Origin of the sequence: Seohaeicola saemankumensis (assembly GCF_042678485.1) — a bacterium.
In the GTDB taxonomy this organism is placed as follows: domain Bacteria; phylum Pseudomonadota; class Alphaproteobacteria; order Rhodobacterales; family Rhodobacteraceae; genus Seohaeicola; species Seohaeicola saemankumensis.
In genome coordinates, this window is the sequence record NZ_JBHTKR010000007.1 from 53,929 (window position 1) to 69,192 (window position 15,264).

The 15,264-nt window shown below is 65.3% G+C and carries 17 protein-coding genes; 5 read left to right on the forward strand and 12 right to left on the reverse strand.

The genetic code is table 11. The features are described from left to right. Positions 1-49 precede the first annotated feature (49 nt). The 4 genes from ACFQ3C_RS16855 to lepA all read right to left on the reverse strand — a co-directional run bounded on the left by ACFQ3C_RS16855 (position 50) and on the right by lepA (position 3,081). Complete coding sequence (locus ACFQ3C_RS16855; RefSeq protein ID WP_380794266.1) at positions 50-235, reverse strand: CTP synthetase; 186 nt, start codon at positions 233-235, stop codon at positions 50-52. A 72-nt stretch (positions 236-307) separates the two neighbouring features. Next, positions 308-808, reverse strand: a complete 501-nt coding sequence (locus ACFQ3C_RS16860; RefSeq protein WP_380794268.1) for a cytochrome b — start codon at positions 806-808, stop codon at positions 308-310. Between the two features lie 72 nt (positions 809-880). Continuing rightward, complete coding sequence (locus ACFQ3C_RS16865) at positions 881-1,150, reverse strand: hypothetical protein (protein ID WP_380794271.1); 270 nt, start codon at positions 1,148-1,150, stop codon at positions 881-883. A gap of 131 nt (positions 1,151-1,281) precedes the next feature. Continuing rightward, the gene (gene lepA, locus ACFQ3C_RS16870) at positions 1,282-3,081 is read right to left on the reverse strand and encodes a translation elongation factor 4 (RefSeq protein ID WP_380794274.1); all 1,800 of its coding nucleotides are present in this window, start codon (positions 3,079-3,081) and stop codon (positions 1,282-1,284) included. 268 nt (positions 3,082-3,349) lie between these two features. Between lepA and ACFQ3C_RS16875 the strand changes: the two genes are divergently transcribed. Next, on the forward strand, positions 3,350-3,673 hold the full coding sequence (locus ACFQ3C_RS16875) for a hypothetical protein (protein WP_380794277.1): 324 nt from the start codon (positions 3,350-3,352) through the stop codon (positions 3,671-3,673). Positions 3,674-3,718: 45 nt separating this feature from the next. Here ACFQ3C_RS16875 and ACFQ3C_RS16880 read toward each other — a convergent pair whose 3' ends face one another. Genes ACFQ3C_RS16880 through hisD form a run of 3 tightly spaced genes read right to left on the reverse strand, consistent with a single transcriptional unit; the run spans position 3,719 to position 6,755 of the window. Continuing rightward, positions 3,719-4,462, reverse strand: a complete 744-nt coding sequence (locus ACFQ3C_RS16880; protein ID WP_380794279.1) for an aspartate/glutamate racemase family protein — start codon at positions 4,460-4,462, stop codon at positions 3,719-3,721. Further along, a complete protein-coding gene (locus ACFQ3C_RS16885; RefSeq protein ID WP_380794281.1) occupies positions 4,440-5,444 on the reverse strand; it encodes a D-cysteine desulfhydrase in 1,005 nt (334 codons plus the stop codon). Before ACFQ3C_RS16885 ends, ACFQ3C_RS16880 begins: the two co-directional genes overlap by 23 nt. 9 nt (positions 5,445-5,453) lie before the next feature. Further along, the gene (hisD, locus tag ACFQ3C_RS16890; RefSeq protein ID WP_380794283.1) at positions 5,454-6,755 is read right to left on the reverse strand and encodes a histidinol dehydrogenase; all 1,302 of its coding nucleotides are present in this window, start codon (positions 6,753-6,755) and stop codon (positions 5,454-5,456) included. A 217-nt stretch (positions 6,756-6,972) separates the two neighbouring features. Between hisD and ACFQ3C_RS16895 the strand changes: the two genes are divergently transcribed. Continuing rightward, positions 6,973-7,665, forward strand: coding sequence for an NAD-dependent deacylase (locus ACFQ3C_RS16895; RefSeq protein ID WP_380794286.1), 693 nt, complete (start codon positions 6,973-6,975; stop codon positions 7,663-7,665). Between the two features lie 59 nt (positions 7,666-7,724). Here the strand turns inward: ACFQ3C_RS16895 and ACFQ3C_RS16900 are convergent, their stop codons facing one another. From ACFQ3C_RS16900 to ACFQ3C_RS16915, 4 genes are all read right to left on the reverse strand, one after another. After that, positions 7,725-8,216: a copper chaperone PCu(A)C gene (locus ACFQ3C_RS16900; RefSeq protein ID WP_380794288.1), complete on the reverse strand. Its 492-nt coding sequence runs from the start codon at positions 8,214-8,216 to the stop codon at positions 7,725-7,727. 50 nt (positions 8,217-8,266) lie between these two features. Further along, positions 8,267-8,617, reverse strand: a complete 351-nt coding sequence (locus ACFQ3C_RS16905) for a hypothetical protein (protein ID WP_380794291.1) — start codon at positions 8,615-8,617, stop codon at positions 8,267-8,269. Positions 8,618-8,767: 150 nt separating this feature from the next. Further along, complete coding sequence (rpmB, locus tag ACFQ3C_RS16910; protein WP_380794293.1) at positions 8,768-9,055, reverse strand: 50S ribosomal protein L28; 288 nt, start codon at positions 9,053-9,055, stop codon at positions 8,768-8,770. Positions 9,056-9,265: 210 nt separating this feature from the next. Continuing rightward, on the reverse strand, positions 9,266-11,113 hold the full coding sequence (locus tag ACFQ3C_RS16915) for an ABC transporter ATP-binding protein (protein WP_380794296.1): 1,848 nt from the start codon (positions 11,111-11,113) through the stop codon (positions 9,266-9,268). Positions 11,114-11,350: 237 nt separating this feature from the next. Here ACFQ3C_RS16915 and rimO point away from each other — a divergent pair, with 237 nt between their 5' ends. Further along, positions 11,351-12,730, forward strand: coding sequence for a 30S ribosomal protein S12 methylthiotransferase RimO (rimO, locus tag ACFQ3C_RS16920; protein WP_380794299.1), 1,380 nt, complete (start codon positions 11,351-11,353; stop codon positions 12,728-12,730). An 18-nt stretch (positions 12,731-12,748) separates the two neighbouring features. Here rimO and ACFQ3C_RS16925 read toward each other — a convergent pair whose 3' ends face one another. Then, complete coding sequence (locus ACFQ3C_RS16925) at positions 12,749-13,600, reverse strand: LytTR family DNA-binding domain-containing protein (RefSeq protein ID WP_380794301.1); 852 nt, start codon at positions 13,598-13,600, stop codon at positions 12,749-12,751. 50 nt (positions 13,601-13,650) lie between these two features. Here ACFQ3C_RS16925 and ACFQ3C_RS16930 point away from each other — a divergent pair, with 50 nt between their 5' ends. Then, complete coding sequence (locus ACFQ3C_RS16930; protein WP_380794303.1) at positions 13,651-14,544, forward strand: ABC transporter ATP-binding protein; 894 nt, start codon at positions 13,651-13,653, stop codon at positions 14,542-14,544. After that, a complete protein-coding gene (locus ACFQ3C_RS16935; protein ID WP_380794306.1) occupies positions 14,541-15,251 on the forward strand; it encodes an ABC transporter permease in 711 nt (236 codons plus the stop codon). The genes ACFQ3C_RS16930 and ACFQ3C_RS16935 overlap by 4 nt, the downstream gene beginning before the upstream one ends. The last annotated feature ends 13 nt before the right edge of the window (positions 15,252-15,264 follow it).

Sequence of the window (15,264 nt, forward strand, 5' to 3'; positions counted from 1 at the left end):
CGAAAGACAGGATTGCAGACCCGCTGGTGACAGCGGGTATCCCAAAGCCTCAAGCACCCTCGTAGAGCTTGCGCGTCACGAACCAGGTCACCGGAAAGGCGGCCAGGAACCCGATCAGCGCCGCGCCCAAAATCGGGTACAGACTGTCGAACCCCGTACCTAGCGCGGCAATCACACCGACACCGGCCAGGGTCGCACCGATGAACAGATGAAGGATGAACCCCAGTCGCAGCATGGTGCGCCCTCCGTGACGATTCCGACTTGAAGCAAGCCTAATACGGCAGAGCGCCCCTCACCTTGATCTGTATCAGATGGTTTCGCCCTTTCGCATCCGCCGCATCAACCCGTCCTTCAGCACGAACTGGTGATAAAGGGCGGCCACCACATGCAGCGCGACCAGACCCAGCAGGATCAGGCGCATGACGCCATGCGCCTCGGCCGCGGCCTCATTGGCGCGATACCACGCCACCGCGCCGCTGATCGGCAGGGCGATCAGCAGGGCATAAAGGCTGTAATGGGTGACATGGGCCGCGATCCGCTGCAGTGGCGGATCGGTATCCGGCAGAGGCGGGACACCGCGCCCGGCGCGTACATAAAGTCGCGTCGCTGTCAGAACGAAGATCAGGAAACCACCGAAGACATGTGACGCCACCAGCGGATTGAAGGCGGGCACCAGACCGTTCTCGATCATGTCGAAGGCTTCGGTGATGGGTTCGTGCAGCAGGTATTGCAGGACAAGCAGCCCGAAGATCAGCCAGTGCAGGCGGATCTGAAGGCGGGAATAGGCGCGTGGTGAGGATGTAGACATATCGAGACTCGCTAAAACATATGCAGCGAAAAGAATACGACATCCATGTCCCGAGGCCAAGCGATACCTGGATCAGGGCCGGTTCAGGCACAGAAACAGGTATTCCGTGCCCTGAAAATCAGGCAAGGCCCGCTGTGACACACGTTCGGCGAATTTCTTGGACCCGCGCTGGCAGATGCTGTTGGCCAGCGCCAGAAGCTGCGCATCCGTGGCCGAGGTGAAGGCCGGCTGGATGATGTTCACACTGTCGCCGTTATAGGCGGTCACGACAGGGTCTTGGGTGGGCACGTCGCAAGCAGCAAGGGTCACAAGGACAAGTGCGGCAGGAATGATCTTTTGCATGGGCGATACTCGATTGGGGTGCGCGGCGAACTGCCCTGCACTGGGTGCGAGTATCTGTTCAGACTGGTAAATTTTGTATTAACGCAAATGCACGGGAGGGCACCCCGCGGGCGGGGCAAGACCCCGTCCCGTCACGTATCCATCTTGAGCGCGTTGATGAAGGCCTGCTGCGGGATCTCGACCTTGCCGAACTGACGCATCTTCTTCTTGCCCGCCTTCTGCTTGTCCAGAAGCTTGCGCTTCCGGGTGGCGTCGCCGCCATAGCATTTGGCGGTCACGTCCTTGCGCAGGGCGGCCAGCGTTTCGCGCGCGATCACCTTGCCGCCGATGGCGGCCTGGATCGGGATCTTGAACATATGGCGGGGGATCAGCTCTTTCAGCTTTTCCACCATTGACCGGCCACGCATCTCGGCGCGGTCGCGGTGCACCATGATCGACAGCGCATCGACGGGTTCATCATTCACCAGAATCGACATCTTCACCAGGTTGTCCTGCTGGTAGCCGGTCAGCTGGTAATCGAAGCTGGCATAGCCCTTGGTGACCGATTTCAGCCGGTCATAGAAATCGAACACCACCTCGTTCAGGGGCAGGTCATAGACGACCATGGCCCGGCTGCCCGCATAGGTCAGATCCTGCTGGATGCCGCGCCGGTCCTGGCAAAGCTTCAGCACGTCGCCCAGATATTCGTCGGGCACCAGGATCGTGGCCTTGATGCGCGGCTCCTCCAGGTGATCGACATAGGTCAGGTCCGGCATGTCGGCGGGGTTGTGCAATTCCTTCATCGTGCCGTCGCGCAGGTAGACATGATAGATCACAGACGGTGCAGTCGTGATCAGGTCGATGTCATATTCCCGCTCGATCCGGTCCCGGATCACCTCGAGGTGCAGCAAACCCAGAAAGCCGCAGCGGAAGCCGAAGCCGAGTGCGGCCGAGGTTTCCATCTCATAGGTAAAGGATGCGTCGTTCAGCGCCAGCTTCTCGATCGCGTCGCGCAGATCCTCGAATTCCGAACTGTCCACCGGGAAGAGGCCACAGAACACCACGGGTTGCGACGGCTTGAAGCCCGGCAGCGCCTTGGTGGCGCCCTTCTTTTCATGGGTGATCGTATCGCCCACGCGGGTGTCGCGCACCTGCTTGATCTGGGCGGTGATGAAGCCGATTTCGCCGGGGCCCAGCGCATCGACATTCTGCATCTGCGGACGGAACACGCCGATCCGGTCCACCTGGTGCACGGATCCGTTCTGCATCATGGTGATGCGGTCGCCCTTTTTCAGAACGCCATCCATGATCCGCACCAGGACGACCACGCCAAGATAGGCGTCATACCAGCTATCCACCAGCATGGCGGTCAGGGGTGCGTTGCGGTCACCCTTGGGGGCCGGCAGACGCTTGACGATCGCCTCCAGCGTCTCATGGATGCCGATGCCGGTCTTGGCGCTGACGCGGATCGCCTCGGATGCGTCGATGCCGATCACATCCTCGATCTGCGCGGCCACGCGATCGCAATCGGCGGCGGGCAGGTCGATCTTGTTGAGCACCGGCACGATCTCATGATCCGCGTCCAGCGCGTGATAGACATTGGCGAGGGTCTGCGCCTCGACGCCCTGGGTGCTGTCCACCACCAGCAGCGAGCCTTCGACCGCGCGCATGGAGCGGCTGACCTCATAGGCGAAGTCCACGTGGCCGGGCGTGTCGATCAGGTTCAGCACATAGGTGTGCCCGTCATCGGCCTTGTAGTCGATGCGGACCGTGTTGGCCTTGATCGTGATGCCACGCTCGCGTTCGATATCCATGCTGTCGAGCAGCTGTTCCTTCATGTCCCGGTCCTGCACGGTGCCGGTGGATTGGATCAGCCGGTCGGCCAGGGTGGATTTCCCGTGGTCGATATGGGCAACTATGGAGAAATTGCGGATGCGCGAAAGCTCTGTCATGCAGGGGGATATGATGGGGAAACCGGCTTTGGTCAAGGTGGCTTGAAGGGCTGTGCAGGTTCATCGCAACTGTAAGCGCAGGGGAAATGCGCTGCAGGTCGGATCCAGGCCCGACGTCCCGGCGGCCGCCCCCCGAAATGCAGCATTGGCGCGGCATTTCGGGCCTTTGACAGAGGCGTTTTTTCGGGCATAGTCGGGACCGAGCAGAAAGACCCGGTGCAACATGGCCGCAAAGGCCGGATCAGCGGGGGCAGACAAGAGGCGTGTGATGAAAAAGTTGCTAATGGCGGCCGCCCTGGCCGGTATGCTGGCCCCTGTGGCCGTTGTGATGTCGCCGGGGGTGGCGATGGCCGGGCCGATCGATCGGGCCTGCATGGCCTCGGATCGCAAGGCGCGTTCGCTGCGGCTGTGCCGCTGCATCCAGCAAGTCGCCGATCAGACGCTGTCACGCAGTGATCAGCGCATGGCCGCGAAGTTTTTCCGCGACCCGCAAAAGGCGCAGGATGTCCGGCAATCCGACAGCCAGAATCACGAGGCATTCTGGCGCAAGTATCGCGCCTTCGGGGAAACCGCAGCGGCCATGTGCAGCTAGGGGCAGCGGGCGGCGCTCCATCCGCCCGGGCCTTTCAGGATATTTTCAGCAAGAAGAAACCCCGGGCCGGGCAAAGGCCACGATCTGGCTTGTCAGACAGTCAAGACTGTCCGTTGCCGGCACGCCCTCGGGCAGCGCATCGGTCAGCAGCGACAGTTCGGTGCAAGCCACCAGCAGGTGATCGGCCCCCCGGGTCACGGCCAGCCCGCAAAGGGCCGTCATGCGGGGCGCAAGGCCGGACAGGGGTTGCCCTGCCTTGACCGCGCGGATCAGGTCCAGCAGCGGCGCGTCATCGGACAACCAGACGGGAACCAGGCCCTGCGCGGCAAGGGCGCGATCAAAGACACCTGTCAGACGCGTGGCGGGCGAGGCCAGCATGCCGATCCGTCGGGCGCGCGCCTGCGTCAGGTGATCCGCGGTGGCCGTGATCATGTCGAGAAACGGCAACGCGGTGGCCGCGCGCAGGCTGTCGGCGTAGTGATGGGCGGTATTGCAGGGCATGGCCAAGGCCTGCGCGCCTGCCGCGGCCAGATCGCGCGCCATCTGCGCCAGCACCGGGGCGGGATCGGGTCCCTGCCCTTCGATCAGCCGGGCAATGCGGCTGGGCACCTGCGGATTCTGATGCACGATCAGCGGGATATGGTCGGCGTCATCCAGCGGACCGGTCGCCGTTGACGCGACCGCCGCCAGGCATTTCTGCATCAGCAGGATCGTCGCCTCGGGACCCATGCCGCCAAGGATCCCGACCGGCCGCATCGCTGCGGGCTCAACCACCGAAGTCGAAGGCATGGGTATATCCCGTCAACCCGATGGCGCCACCGGTATGCAGAAAGACGATCTTTTGCCCCTTGGTGAAATGCCCCTTGCGGATCAGGTCGATCAGCCCTGCCGCGCCCTTGCCGGAATAGACCGGGTCAAGCAGGATCGCCTCGGTCCGGGCGAAGATCTGGATCGCCTCGATGGTCGAGGGGGCGGGGATTCCATAGCCGTCACCGACGTAATCAGTGTTGGCGACAACATCCTCGCGCGCGACCACGCCCGCGCAGCCCAGCTTTTCGGCCGTCTTGACCGCAAGGTTGTAGACGTTTTCCTCCTGCTTGGCCCTGGGCGCGCGCACGCCGATGCCCAGCAGGGGAATGCCTGCGTTCATCGCCTTCAGCCCGGTGATCAGCCCGGCCTGCGTCCCCGCCGATCCGGTGGCATGGACGATGTGATCGACGTTCAGCCCCAGATCGTTGAACTGCGACAGCATCTCGAAGGCGCAGTTGACATAGCCCAGCGCGCCGGTGGCATTCGATCCGCCGCCGGGAATGGCATAGGCGTTGCGGCCTTGCGCGCGGAACCGGTCGGCCACGGCCTCCATCTCGGCGTTCATGTCGGGGCCAGGGGCGCGATGTTCCATGGTGGCGCCATGCAGGTGATCCAGCAGCACGTTGCCGTTGTGGCGGTAGTCGGGATGGTTGAAGCCGGTCCGGTCCTCCAGCAGGATATGGCAATCCATGCCCAGGCGCGCCGCCGCCGCCGCCGTCTGGCGCGCGTGGTTGGACTGCGTCGCCCCCTGCGTCAGCACGATGTCGGCACCCTGGGCCTGCGCCTCGGCCATCAGGAATTCCAGCTTGCGGGTCTTGTTGCCGCCCGTGGACAGGCCGGTGCAATCGTCGCGCTTGATCCAGATGTCCGGCCCGCCCAATGCTGCGGACAGGCGCGGCAGCGGTTCCAGCGGGGTCGGCAGATGCGCCAGGCGGACGCGCGGGAATTTCGCAAGGTTCATGGGGCCTCCTCAGGTGTTGGCGGCCAGTCTGGGCATGGCGCAAAATTTGTCCAGACGGATCTCGGCGCTGCGGGCATGCCCCTCCATCCCCTCGGCGCGGCTGATACTGGCGGTCACGCGCGCCAGATCGGGCAGCGCCTGCGCGCTGACCTGCTGCCATGTCACGCATTTGAGGAACTTGTGCACCGACAGACCGCCGGTGTAGCGCGCGGCCCCCGATGTGGGCAGCACGTGGTTGGGGCCAGATGCCTTGTCGCCGAAAGCCACTGTCGCCTCGGCCCCCAGGAACAACGAGCCGTAGGAGGACAGGCGCGCGCGCCACCAGTCAAGGTCATGCGCCTGCACATGCAGATGTTCGGGCCCGAAGCGGTCGGCGACCGCAGCCATCTCCTCGGGCGTGTCGCACAGGATCACCTCGGCCAGACTGTCCCAGGCCTCGGCGGCGGCGCTGCGGTTGGGTTCGGGCAGTTGCGCGAGGCAGCCGGGGACGGCCTCCATCACCCTGCGCGCCAGGCTTTCACAGGTGGTGACCAGCCAGACCGGGGAATTCGCGCCATGTTCGGCCTGGCCGACCAGATCCCAGACCACAAGATCGGGATCCGCGCCCTCATCCGCCAGGACCATCGAATCGGTCGGACCCGCGAACATGTCGATGCCCAGCGGGCCGAACATCTGGCGCTTGGCCTCGGCCACGTATTGGTTGCCCGGCCCCACGATGATATCGGCAGGCCGCGCCCCGAACAGCCCCTGCGCCATGGCGGCGATGGCCTGCACCCCGCCCAGCGCCAGGATGTGATCGGCCCCGGCCAGATGCATCGCATAAAGGATCGGTGCCGGAATCCCCTGCCCCGCCCGCGCCGGAGAGGCGGCCGTCACATGGCCCACGCCCGCCACCTTGGCGGTGGTGATCGTCATCAGCGCGCTCGCGATATGGGCATAGCGCCCGCCCGGCACATAGGCGCCGGCGGCGGCCAGCGGGACATAGCGTTGCCCGGCCACAAGACCGGGGCGCAGTTCCAGCTGCATGTCGGCGCAGGTGGCGCGCTGCGCTTCGGCAAAGCGGCGGATGTTGTCATGGGCATAGGCGATATCATCGCGCAGCCCTTGGGGCACGGTGGCGATGGCGCGGGCCACCGCTTCGGGGGTCACGACGATCGGTCCGGTCCAGCCATCCAGCCTGCGGGCCAGATCAAGGGCCTTGTCCTCGCCGCCCTGGGCAAGCTGGGCCAGCAGAATGCGGACCCCATCGGCGGTATCGGCCTGGGCCCCCGGGGGCTGCGGGCGCGCGGATTTGAGGTGTCTGATAGCCATGGGAGGGGTCCTTTCACCCTGCATTGAGCGGAATATCGCCCTGCGGGACAAGGATCTTCCATCGGGGCGAGGACCCATTTTCAAAGCCGTGAAACGGCGTTTCGGGAAATCTGAAACCGCGGCGGCGGCAGCCCCCGTCACCGGCATGGTCAGGCATGTTGCCACGCGGCGCAAAGCCGTTAGGCTGGATCGCATATTGCACGGGAAAGGCTGACAGATGGGACCGATCGTGATCCTGACAGGTGCGGGTATTTCCGCCGAAAGCGGTCTTGGCACGTTCCGGGACGAAGGCGGGCTGTGGTCCCGGCACCGGATCGAGGATGTGGCCACGCCCGAAGGCTTTGCCCGCGACCCCGGACTGGTGCACCGCTTCTACAACGCGCGGCGCCAGCAGGCTGCCGCGGCGCGCCCCAATGCCGCGCATCATGCGCTGGCGCGGCTTGAGGCGGCCTATCCCGGTCGGGTCACGATCGTGACGCAGAACGTGGACGCCCTGCACGAGGCTGCGGGATCGCGCGACGTGCTGCATATGCATGGCACGCTGGCCGGTGCGCTTTGCGCGGCCTGCGGGCATCGTTGGGCGGCCCCGCCCGAGATGCAGCCCGGCCACCCCTGCCCCGCCTGCGCCGCGCCCACCGCGCGCCCCGATGTCGTCTGGTTCGGCGAGATGCCGTATCACATGGATCGGATATGGGACCTGCTGCGCGCCGCGGAAATCTTCGCGGCCATCGGCACATCCGGTCAGGTCTATCCGGCGGCGGCCTTCGTGCAGGATGCGGATCGTGCAGGCGCGCATACGGTCGAGATCAATCTAGAGCCATCGGCCGTCGTGTCGGATTTCGCGGAAACGCGGCTTGGCATGGCCTCGGTCGCGGTGCCGGCCTGGGTGGCAGAGATGCTGGGCGACTGAACGACTAAGGCCGGACCCAAAGGGGCCCGGCCTTTTCGATCCGGCGGGGTGTGTTCCCGTCAGTTCTTTTTCATCGTGCCATGGTTCATGCTGCCATGCGCCCCGGCCTGGGGCATGCGCTCAAGATCCACCTCGACCTGCACGGCCACGTCGCCGGCCTTTTCGAAGGTCAGGATCAGGTCGATCATGTCACCCTGTTTCATGGGTTGCTTGAGGCCCATGAACATCACATGGTGACCGCCGCGTTCCATCACGATCTCGCCATCCGCAGGCAGATCGAAGCCTTCCTCGACATGGATCATGCGCATCACGCCATTGGCGTCTTCCTTGTGCGTATGCAGTTCGACCTTTTCGGCCGCGTCCGATGATGCGCCGATCAAACGGTCGGCTTCCCCGCCTTGATTCTGAATGACCATGAAGGCGCCGCCCGTCACGGCCATCTCGGATGCGCTGCGGGCATAGGCGTCATGCACCTCGATGCCTGCGGCAAATGCGGGAAGGGCCAGGAAAGCGGCAGCACTGGCCGCAATAATAGTGGATTTGAAAGACATCGTGTCTCTCCCTTTTGTCTGCTGTCTGGTCTGATCTTGAGTGTTCTGGATCAGGCCTGCGCCGGCGGGTCGCGCGCGGAAAAAGGATAGCTGCCGCGCAGGAGGGCCGGACGCGCGGCAGGCAGGATCACCGCATCGGCGCGGCCTTGCGGACGCACGGCATCCGGGACGGCCTGCGCGACGGCCACGATCAGCGAAAGGGTGCAATCCGGGCAGACATGGGCCGGCGCGATTGGCTGGCCTTCCGCATCGGTCAGGATGGTGACGGGTCCGGTGCCCGTGCACAGCACGATTGACCCCGCCGCCCCCGGCATGCCGCGCGCCACGGCCATGGACTGGGCCGTCAGGACCAGAAGACAGGCCAGCACAAGGGCAGCAAAGGGGCGGTATCGACGGCTCATGCCCGTCATATATGCAAGCCTTTGCAACCGTGAAAGGGCCTAAACGGTCGCAGCGGCCATGATCGCGGCAGCCCTAAGACACGCTTGCACAAAAGGAGACAGCCCCGCCGAACCGGCAGGGCTGTTCCCGAAGTCGTCACGTCAAGGCGATCAGGCGGTTGCCTGTGCCTTTGCGATCTCTTTCTTGATCTTCAGCGCCGCGTCGGACAGCGTGTCGTCCTTGGCTTTCGCCAGGAACGCGTCCAGACCGCCACGGTGATCGACCGAGCGCAGGGCGGCTGCGGAGATACGCAGCTTCACGGTGCGACCCAGTGTTTCGGACTGCAGCGACACGTCGTTCAGGTTCGGCAGAAACCGGCGACGGGTCTTGTTGTTGGCGTGGCTGACATTGTTGCCAGACATCGGGCCTTTTCCGGTCAGTTCGCAGCGGCGCGACATGGCTTTATCCTCGTCTTGATCAGGGGCGCATCCGGCGCCTTCAACACATAAGGGCACCGCGACCGGCGGCGCCCCGAATTCCGTTTGGGGTGATTAGGCGGAATCGCCACAGGCGTCAAGGCCAAAGCGGCGGCAAACTCGGCCGCACACAACGCCGCAGACAGGGTGATAGACAAAGCGACAGACTGGGCGACAGACAAGGTGGGGGCCTCAGGCCGCCCCCTCCTCAAGATCATCGCCCAGAAAACCACCCGACTGCCGCGCCCAGAGTGCCGCATAAAGCCCCCCCGCCGCCAGCAGATCGGCATGGGACCCTTCCTCGGCGATGCGGCCCCGGTCCAGCACGACAATCCGGTCCATATGCGCGATGGTGCTCAGGCGGTGGGCAATCGCGATCACCGTCTTGCCTGCCATCATGCCGTACAGCGTGTCCTGCACGGCGGCTTCGATCTCGCTGTCCAGGGCACTCGTCGCCTCGTCCAGCAGCAGGATCGGCGCATCCTTCAGGATGACACGCGCCAGCGCGATCCGCTGGCGTTGCCCGCCTGACAGCTTGACGCCGCGCTCGCCGACCTGCGCGTCGAACCCGCGCCGCCCCTTGCCATCCTGAAGATCGGGGATGAATTCCAGCGCCTGCGCCTGTGCGGCGGCGCGGCGCATCTGGTCCTCGGTGGCGTCGGGGCGACCGTAGAGAAGGTTCTCACGGACCGAACGATGCAGCAGCGCGCTGTCCTGCTGGACCATGCCGATATGGGCACGCAGGCTGGCCTGGGTGACATGGGCGATGTCTTGCCCGTCGATCAGGATGCGCCCGCCTTCGGCTGCGTAGAAGCGTAGCAGCAGCTTCATCAGAGTCGATTTGCCCGCACCCGATCGGCCCACAAGCCCCACCTTCTCACCGGGTGCGATCCGCAGATCGACCTGTTCCAGCCCGCCACCGGCGCGGCCATAGCTGTGGCGCACACCCTCCATCACGATCTCGCCCCTGGTGACGCGCAACGGCACGGCATCCGGCGCATCCGGCAGGGTAATGGGCTGGGCGATGGTCTGCATCCCTTCGGCGACGACCCCCAGCTGGCGGAAAAACGTGGTCAGGGCCCACATGATCCAGCCGGTCATCGCGTTCAGACGCAGGGTCAGCGCCGTGGCCGCCGCCACCGCGCCCACGCTCGCCTGCCCCTGCATCCAGAGCCAGATGGCCCATCCGACGACGCCCACGATCAAGAGGCCATTCAGAAAGACCAGACCGAAATCCATCTTGGTATAAAGCCGCATCTCGGCCTGAAACGTGGTGCGCGCGTCCTCGATCGCCTCGCGCGCGAAGTCCAGCTCGCGCCCATGCTGGTCGAACATCTTGACCGAATGGATATTGGTATAGCTGTCCACCACCCGCCCGGTGACCGCGCTGCGCGCGTCCGATGCCGCCTCGGAGGCGGGCTGCACCCGCTTGATCGCCCAGCGCATCAGCGCGGCATAGGCCACCAGCCAGGCGATCAGGGGCAGCATCAGCCGCGCATCGGCCTGTCCCAGAATCACGACCGCGCCCACGACATAGGCGATGGAAAAGGTGATCGCATCGAAGACCTGAAACACCGCCTCGCCCGCCGCCGGCGGGGTCTGCATGATGCGGTTGGCGATGCGTCCCGCGAAATCGTTCTCGAACCAGCCCACGCTTTGCCGCAACACATGGGCATGGGCCCGCCAGCGGATCAGCGTGCCGAAATTCGGCAGGATCGTGTTGTTGAGCAGCAGCACATCCAGCCCCTGGATGGCCGGACGCAGCACAAGGATGAAGACGACCAACCCGATCATCTGCCAGCCATGATCCGCCCAGAACTGCGCGGGATCACCTTGCAGCGCATCGACGATCCAGCCCATCACCCAGATCAGCGCGATCTCGACCGCCGCCACAAGCACGGACAGAAAGCCGGTGACCCAGAAGACGCGGCGGAAGGGCTGTGCGTAATCCAGCATGAAACGCCACAGTGTCTGCGGGGGTGTGTCCTTTTCAGGATAGGGGCAATAGGGATCGACAAGGTTTTCGAAGAAACGGAACATGAAAGGCGCCTTCCGGAAACGGATACGAGAAACTAGGGCGCACAGACGCGCCCACAATGCCCATGCAAGGGCTTATGTGCTCAGGTAAACCAGATCCCGCGATACATGGGGCGCATCCTCCGTCAGTGCGGAAAGACTAATCCGCCGGCGCGCGCTTGTCACGCCCGCAAAGCCTGCGCGACGCGACGGGTCCGAATCCTGCTTCCCACGCGGGCTGCGCCGCATTATATGCGCGCAATGACCCAGAACCCGCCCAGCCTCCGCCCCGACCTTGCCCCCCGCGCCCTGATCAAGGATGCGCCCCGCCCCGGCCAGCCGACCATCGGCATGGTCAGCCTGGGCTGCCCCAAGGCGCTGGTGGACTCGGAGCGTATCCTGACCCGCCTGCGCGCCGAAGGCTATGCGATCAGCCCCGATTATTCCGGGGCAGATGCGGTGATCGTGAACACCTGCGGATTTCTGGACAGCGCCAAGGCCGAAAGCCTTGATGCCATCGGCGAGGCGCTGGCCGAGAATGGTCGCGTGATCGTCACCGGCTGTCTGGGCGCGGAGCCTGAATATATCACCGGTGCACATCCCAAGGTGCTGGCCGTGACCGGCCCACATCAATACGAGGCGGTGCTGGACGCGGTGCACCGCGCCGTGCCGCCCGCGCCCGATCCGTTCATCGACTTGCTGCCCGCATCCGCCGTGTCGCTGACACCGCGCCACTACAGCTATCTGAAGATTTCGGAAGGCTGCAATCACAAGTGCAAGTTCTGCATCATCCCCGACATGCGCGGCCGCCTTGTCAGCCGCCCCGCCCATGCCGTCATCCGCGAAGCGGAAAAGCTGGTGCAGAACGGGGTCAAGGAACTGCTGGTGATCAGCCAGGACACCTCGGCTTACGGTGTGGATATCAAGCACGCCACCGCCAACGGCCACCGCGCCCATATCACGGATCTGGCCCGCGATCTGGGTAGCCTCGGGGCCTGGGTGCGGCTGCATTACGTCTATCCCTACCCGCATGTGCGGGACCTGATCCCGCTGATGGCGGATCCGGCGTCGGGCGTGCTGCCCTACCTCGATATCCCCTTCCAGCACGCGCACCCCGATGTGCTGCGCCGCATGGCGCGGCCCGCAGCGGCGGCGAAAACGCTGGATGAGATCGCCGCATGGCGCAGCCAATGCCCCGATATCACCCTGCGCTCTACCTTCATCGTGGGCTATCCCGGCGAGACCGAGGATGAATTCCAGACCCTGCTGGACTGGCTGGACGAGGCGCAGCTCGATCGCGTCGGCTGCTTTCAATACGAAAACGTGGCCGGCGCGCGGTCGAACGCCCTGCCCGACCATGTGGCCCCCGAGGTCAAGCAGGACCGCTGGGACCGCTTCATGGAAAAGGCCCAAGCCATATCCGAGGCGAAACTGGCCGCCAAGGTTGGCCGCGTGGTCGAGGCGATCGTGGAGGATATCGACGAAGACGGCATCGCCACCTGCCGCACCTGGGCCGACGCGCCCGAAATCGACGGCAACCTGTTCATCGACGAGGGCACTGAGGCCCTGGCCGTGGGTGACGTGGTCAAGGTCGAGGTGGACGAGGCCGGGGAATATGACCTCTGGGGGCGCGTGGTCTAGGCCGCCCGCCCCAAAGGATCAGCCCCTGCCCGCCATGCCCGCGCGAAAGGCCGCGCGATAGCTGCGCCCCACCGGCACCCGCTGGCCGTCGCGCATCACGACCTCGGGGCCGTTCGCGCCCTTTTCGACGCGCGCCACATGGTCCAGGCTGATCCACCAGGACCGGTGCACCTGCATCCCGTTCACCCCCTCAAGATCGCGCACCGCATCGCCCAGTCGCATCAGCACCATGCACTGTCCCTTGGCGGTCGTCACCTCAAGGTAATGATCCTGCGCGCGCAGAGCCACGATCTCGCGGCCCAGATGATGCGGAAGTTTGCCCTGCAACACCGTCGCCACCACCTCGGGCTGCCGTGGCGCGGGCATAGCGGGTGCCGCCGGTGTCATCCGGTCCTGCACCTCGATATAGGCATTGACCGCCAGCGTGACCCCGATCACCGATGGCGCGACATAGGCCGCAAGCGTGGCAATCCCCGGCCCGCCTATCCCAAAGCCCGCGGCCAGCCCCCCGGCCAGCCAGACAATGGCCAGAACCGGCAGTATCCCCCCGATCCCGGCCAGCAATGCCACAAGCGCCCAGTTCCATCCCCACGCCTCGGTCACGCGATGGGCAAGCGCCGACAAAAAGGTCATGAGCACCGCGGACGGGCCGATGATGACGCCCCAATTGACCAGCCTTTCGGCAAAGTTCAGACGCTCAAGCGTGTAATAGGGCCCCGCCACCGCCGCGATCAGAACCATGCCGCCCACGACGATCCAGAAGGCGGGGCCGCGAAGCTGGCGATGCAGTTGGCGAAGCGTCAACGCCACCGGTCCGTCATTCGCGGTCTTTTCCATGTCGGACACGTAACCTGTCTTGGCCTGGCGCATACCCCTATGAATAGGGTCCCCCCGAAAAGTTGCAAGCAGCGGGATCGCACATGACACTCCATTCTTCAGACCTTGCCATCCATGCGCGCGGACTGGCCAAGCGCTTCGGTGCGGTACAGGCCGTCGCGCGGATCGACCTCGATCTTGCCCCCGGCGAGGCGCTGGGATTGCTGGGCACTAACGGGGCCGGCAAATCCACCACCCTGGCGATGCTGATGGGCCTGCGCGTCCCCGATGCAGGTCAGGCGCTGGTCTTCGGGCATCCCCCGGGCAGCCCGGCCGCCCGCCGATGGACCGGCGCCACGCCGCAGGCCAGGGATCTTCCCGATCAGGTCACCCCGCGCGAGATCCTGAGCTATGCGGCGCAGCGCTATGGCGTGCCCCCCGCGATCGACCGCCTGATCGCCGATTTCGGCCTGGGCGATCTGATCGACCGGCGCGTTGCCGGGTTTTCGGGCGGCCAGATGCGCCGCGTGGCGCTGGCGCTGGCCTTCGTGGGCCAGCCCCGGCTGGTCTTTCTGGACGAACCCACCTCCGGGCTGGACAGCGCCGCACAGGATGCCTTTCGCGTCATGGCCCGCGGCTATGTCGCGCAAGGCGGGGCGCTTGTGCTGACCTCGCATCACTGGGACGAGATCGAGGCGATCTGTTCCTCCATCGCTGTCATCGACCGGGGAGAGACCGTGCTGGCCGGCCGGATCGACGCGATCCGCGCGCGCGCCAGGATCACCCGGCTTGGGTTCGATCTGCCGCCGGACCTTGTGCCGCCCCTCTGGCTTGGGGCCCGCCATGACGGTGCCCGCTGGCAGGCCGAAACAGCCGACAGCGACACCGCCCTGCGCCGCATGGTCGCCGAGGCGCTGCCTTTTGCCAACCTGACGCTGCAACCGCTCGAACTGAAGGACCTGATCCATCACCTGCGCCAAGAAGGGACGCGCCCATGATCCGCCACCTGTTTGCCGAACTCGCTTTGACCCTGCGGATCCTGTTCCGCCAACCGGGGTTCTGGATACCCACGGTGCTGTTTCCGGCCATGCTCTATGCCTTTTTCGGCGCAAACAGCGGTGGCGGGACATGGGCGGCCAATGCGATGGCCTCTTTCGCGGTCTACGCGGTGCTGGGCGTGGGTTTCTTCCAGTTCGGCGTCAGCGTGGCGCAGGACCGCGCCAGCCCCTTCGCCACATGGCAGCGCAGCCTGCCGGGTTCGGCCATGCCGCAATGGATCGCGCGGATCCTCGCGGCGGTGATCTTTGTCACCATTGCCGTGGCGCTGGTCATCGCGCTTGCACATGTGATGACGGATGTGGACCTGCCCGCCCGCGCCTGGATCCGGCTGGCCACGGTCTGCCTGATGGCGACGGTGACGGCCACGATGATGGGGATTGCCCTGGGCAGCGTCGCCTCGGCCCGCACGGCTGTGCCGCTGGCCTATCTGGGCGGTCTCTGGGTGCCGCCCATGGCCATGCCCGCCACGATCCACGCCATCTCGACATGGACACCGACAAGGGCGATGGGCGAACTGGCCTGGGCCGCGATAGAGGGACGGGCCTGGACGCCGCAGGATCTGGGCCTCTTGGCCACATGGACCCTTGCGGCGACGGCGATGACGGGTCTGACCAGATTGCCAAGGCGACGCGGCCTTTCCGCCTGATGCTGTCCGCCGC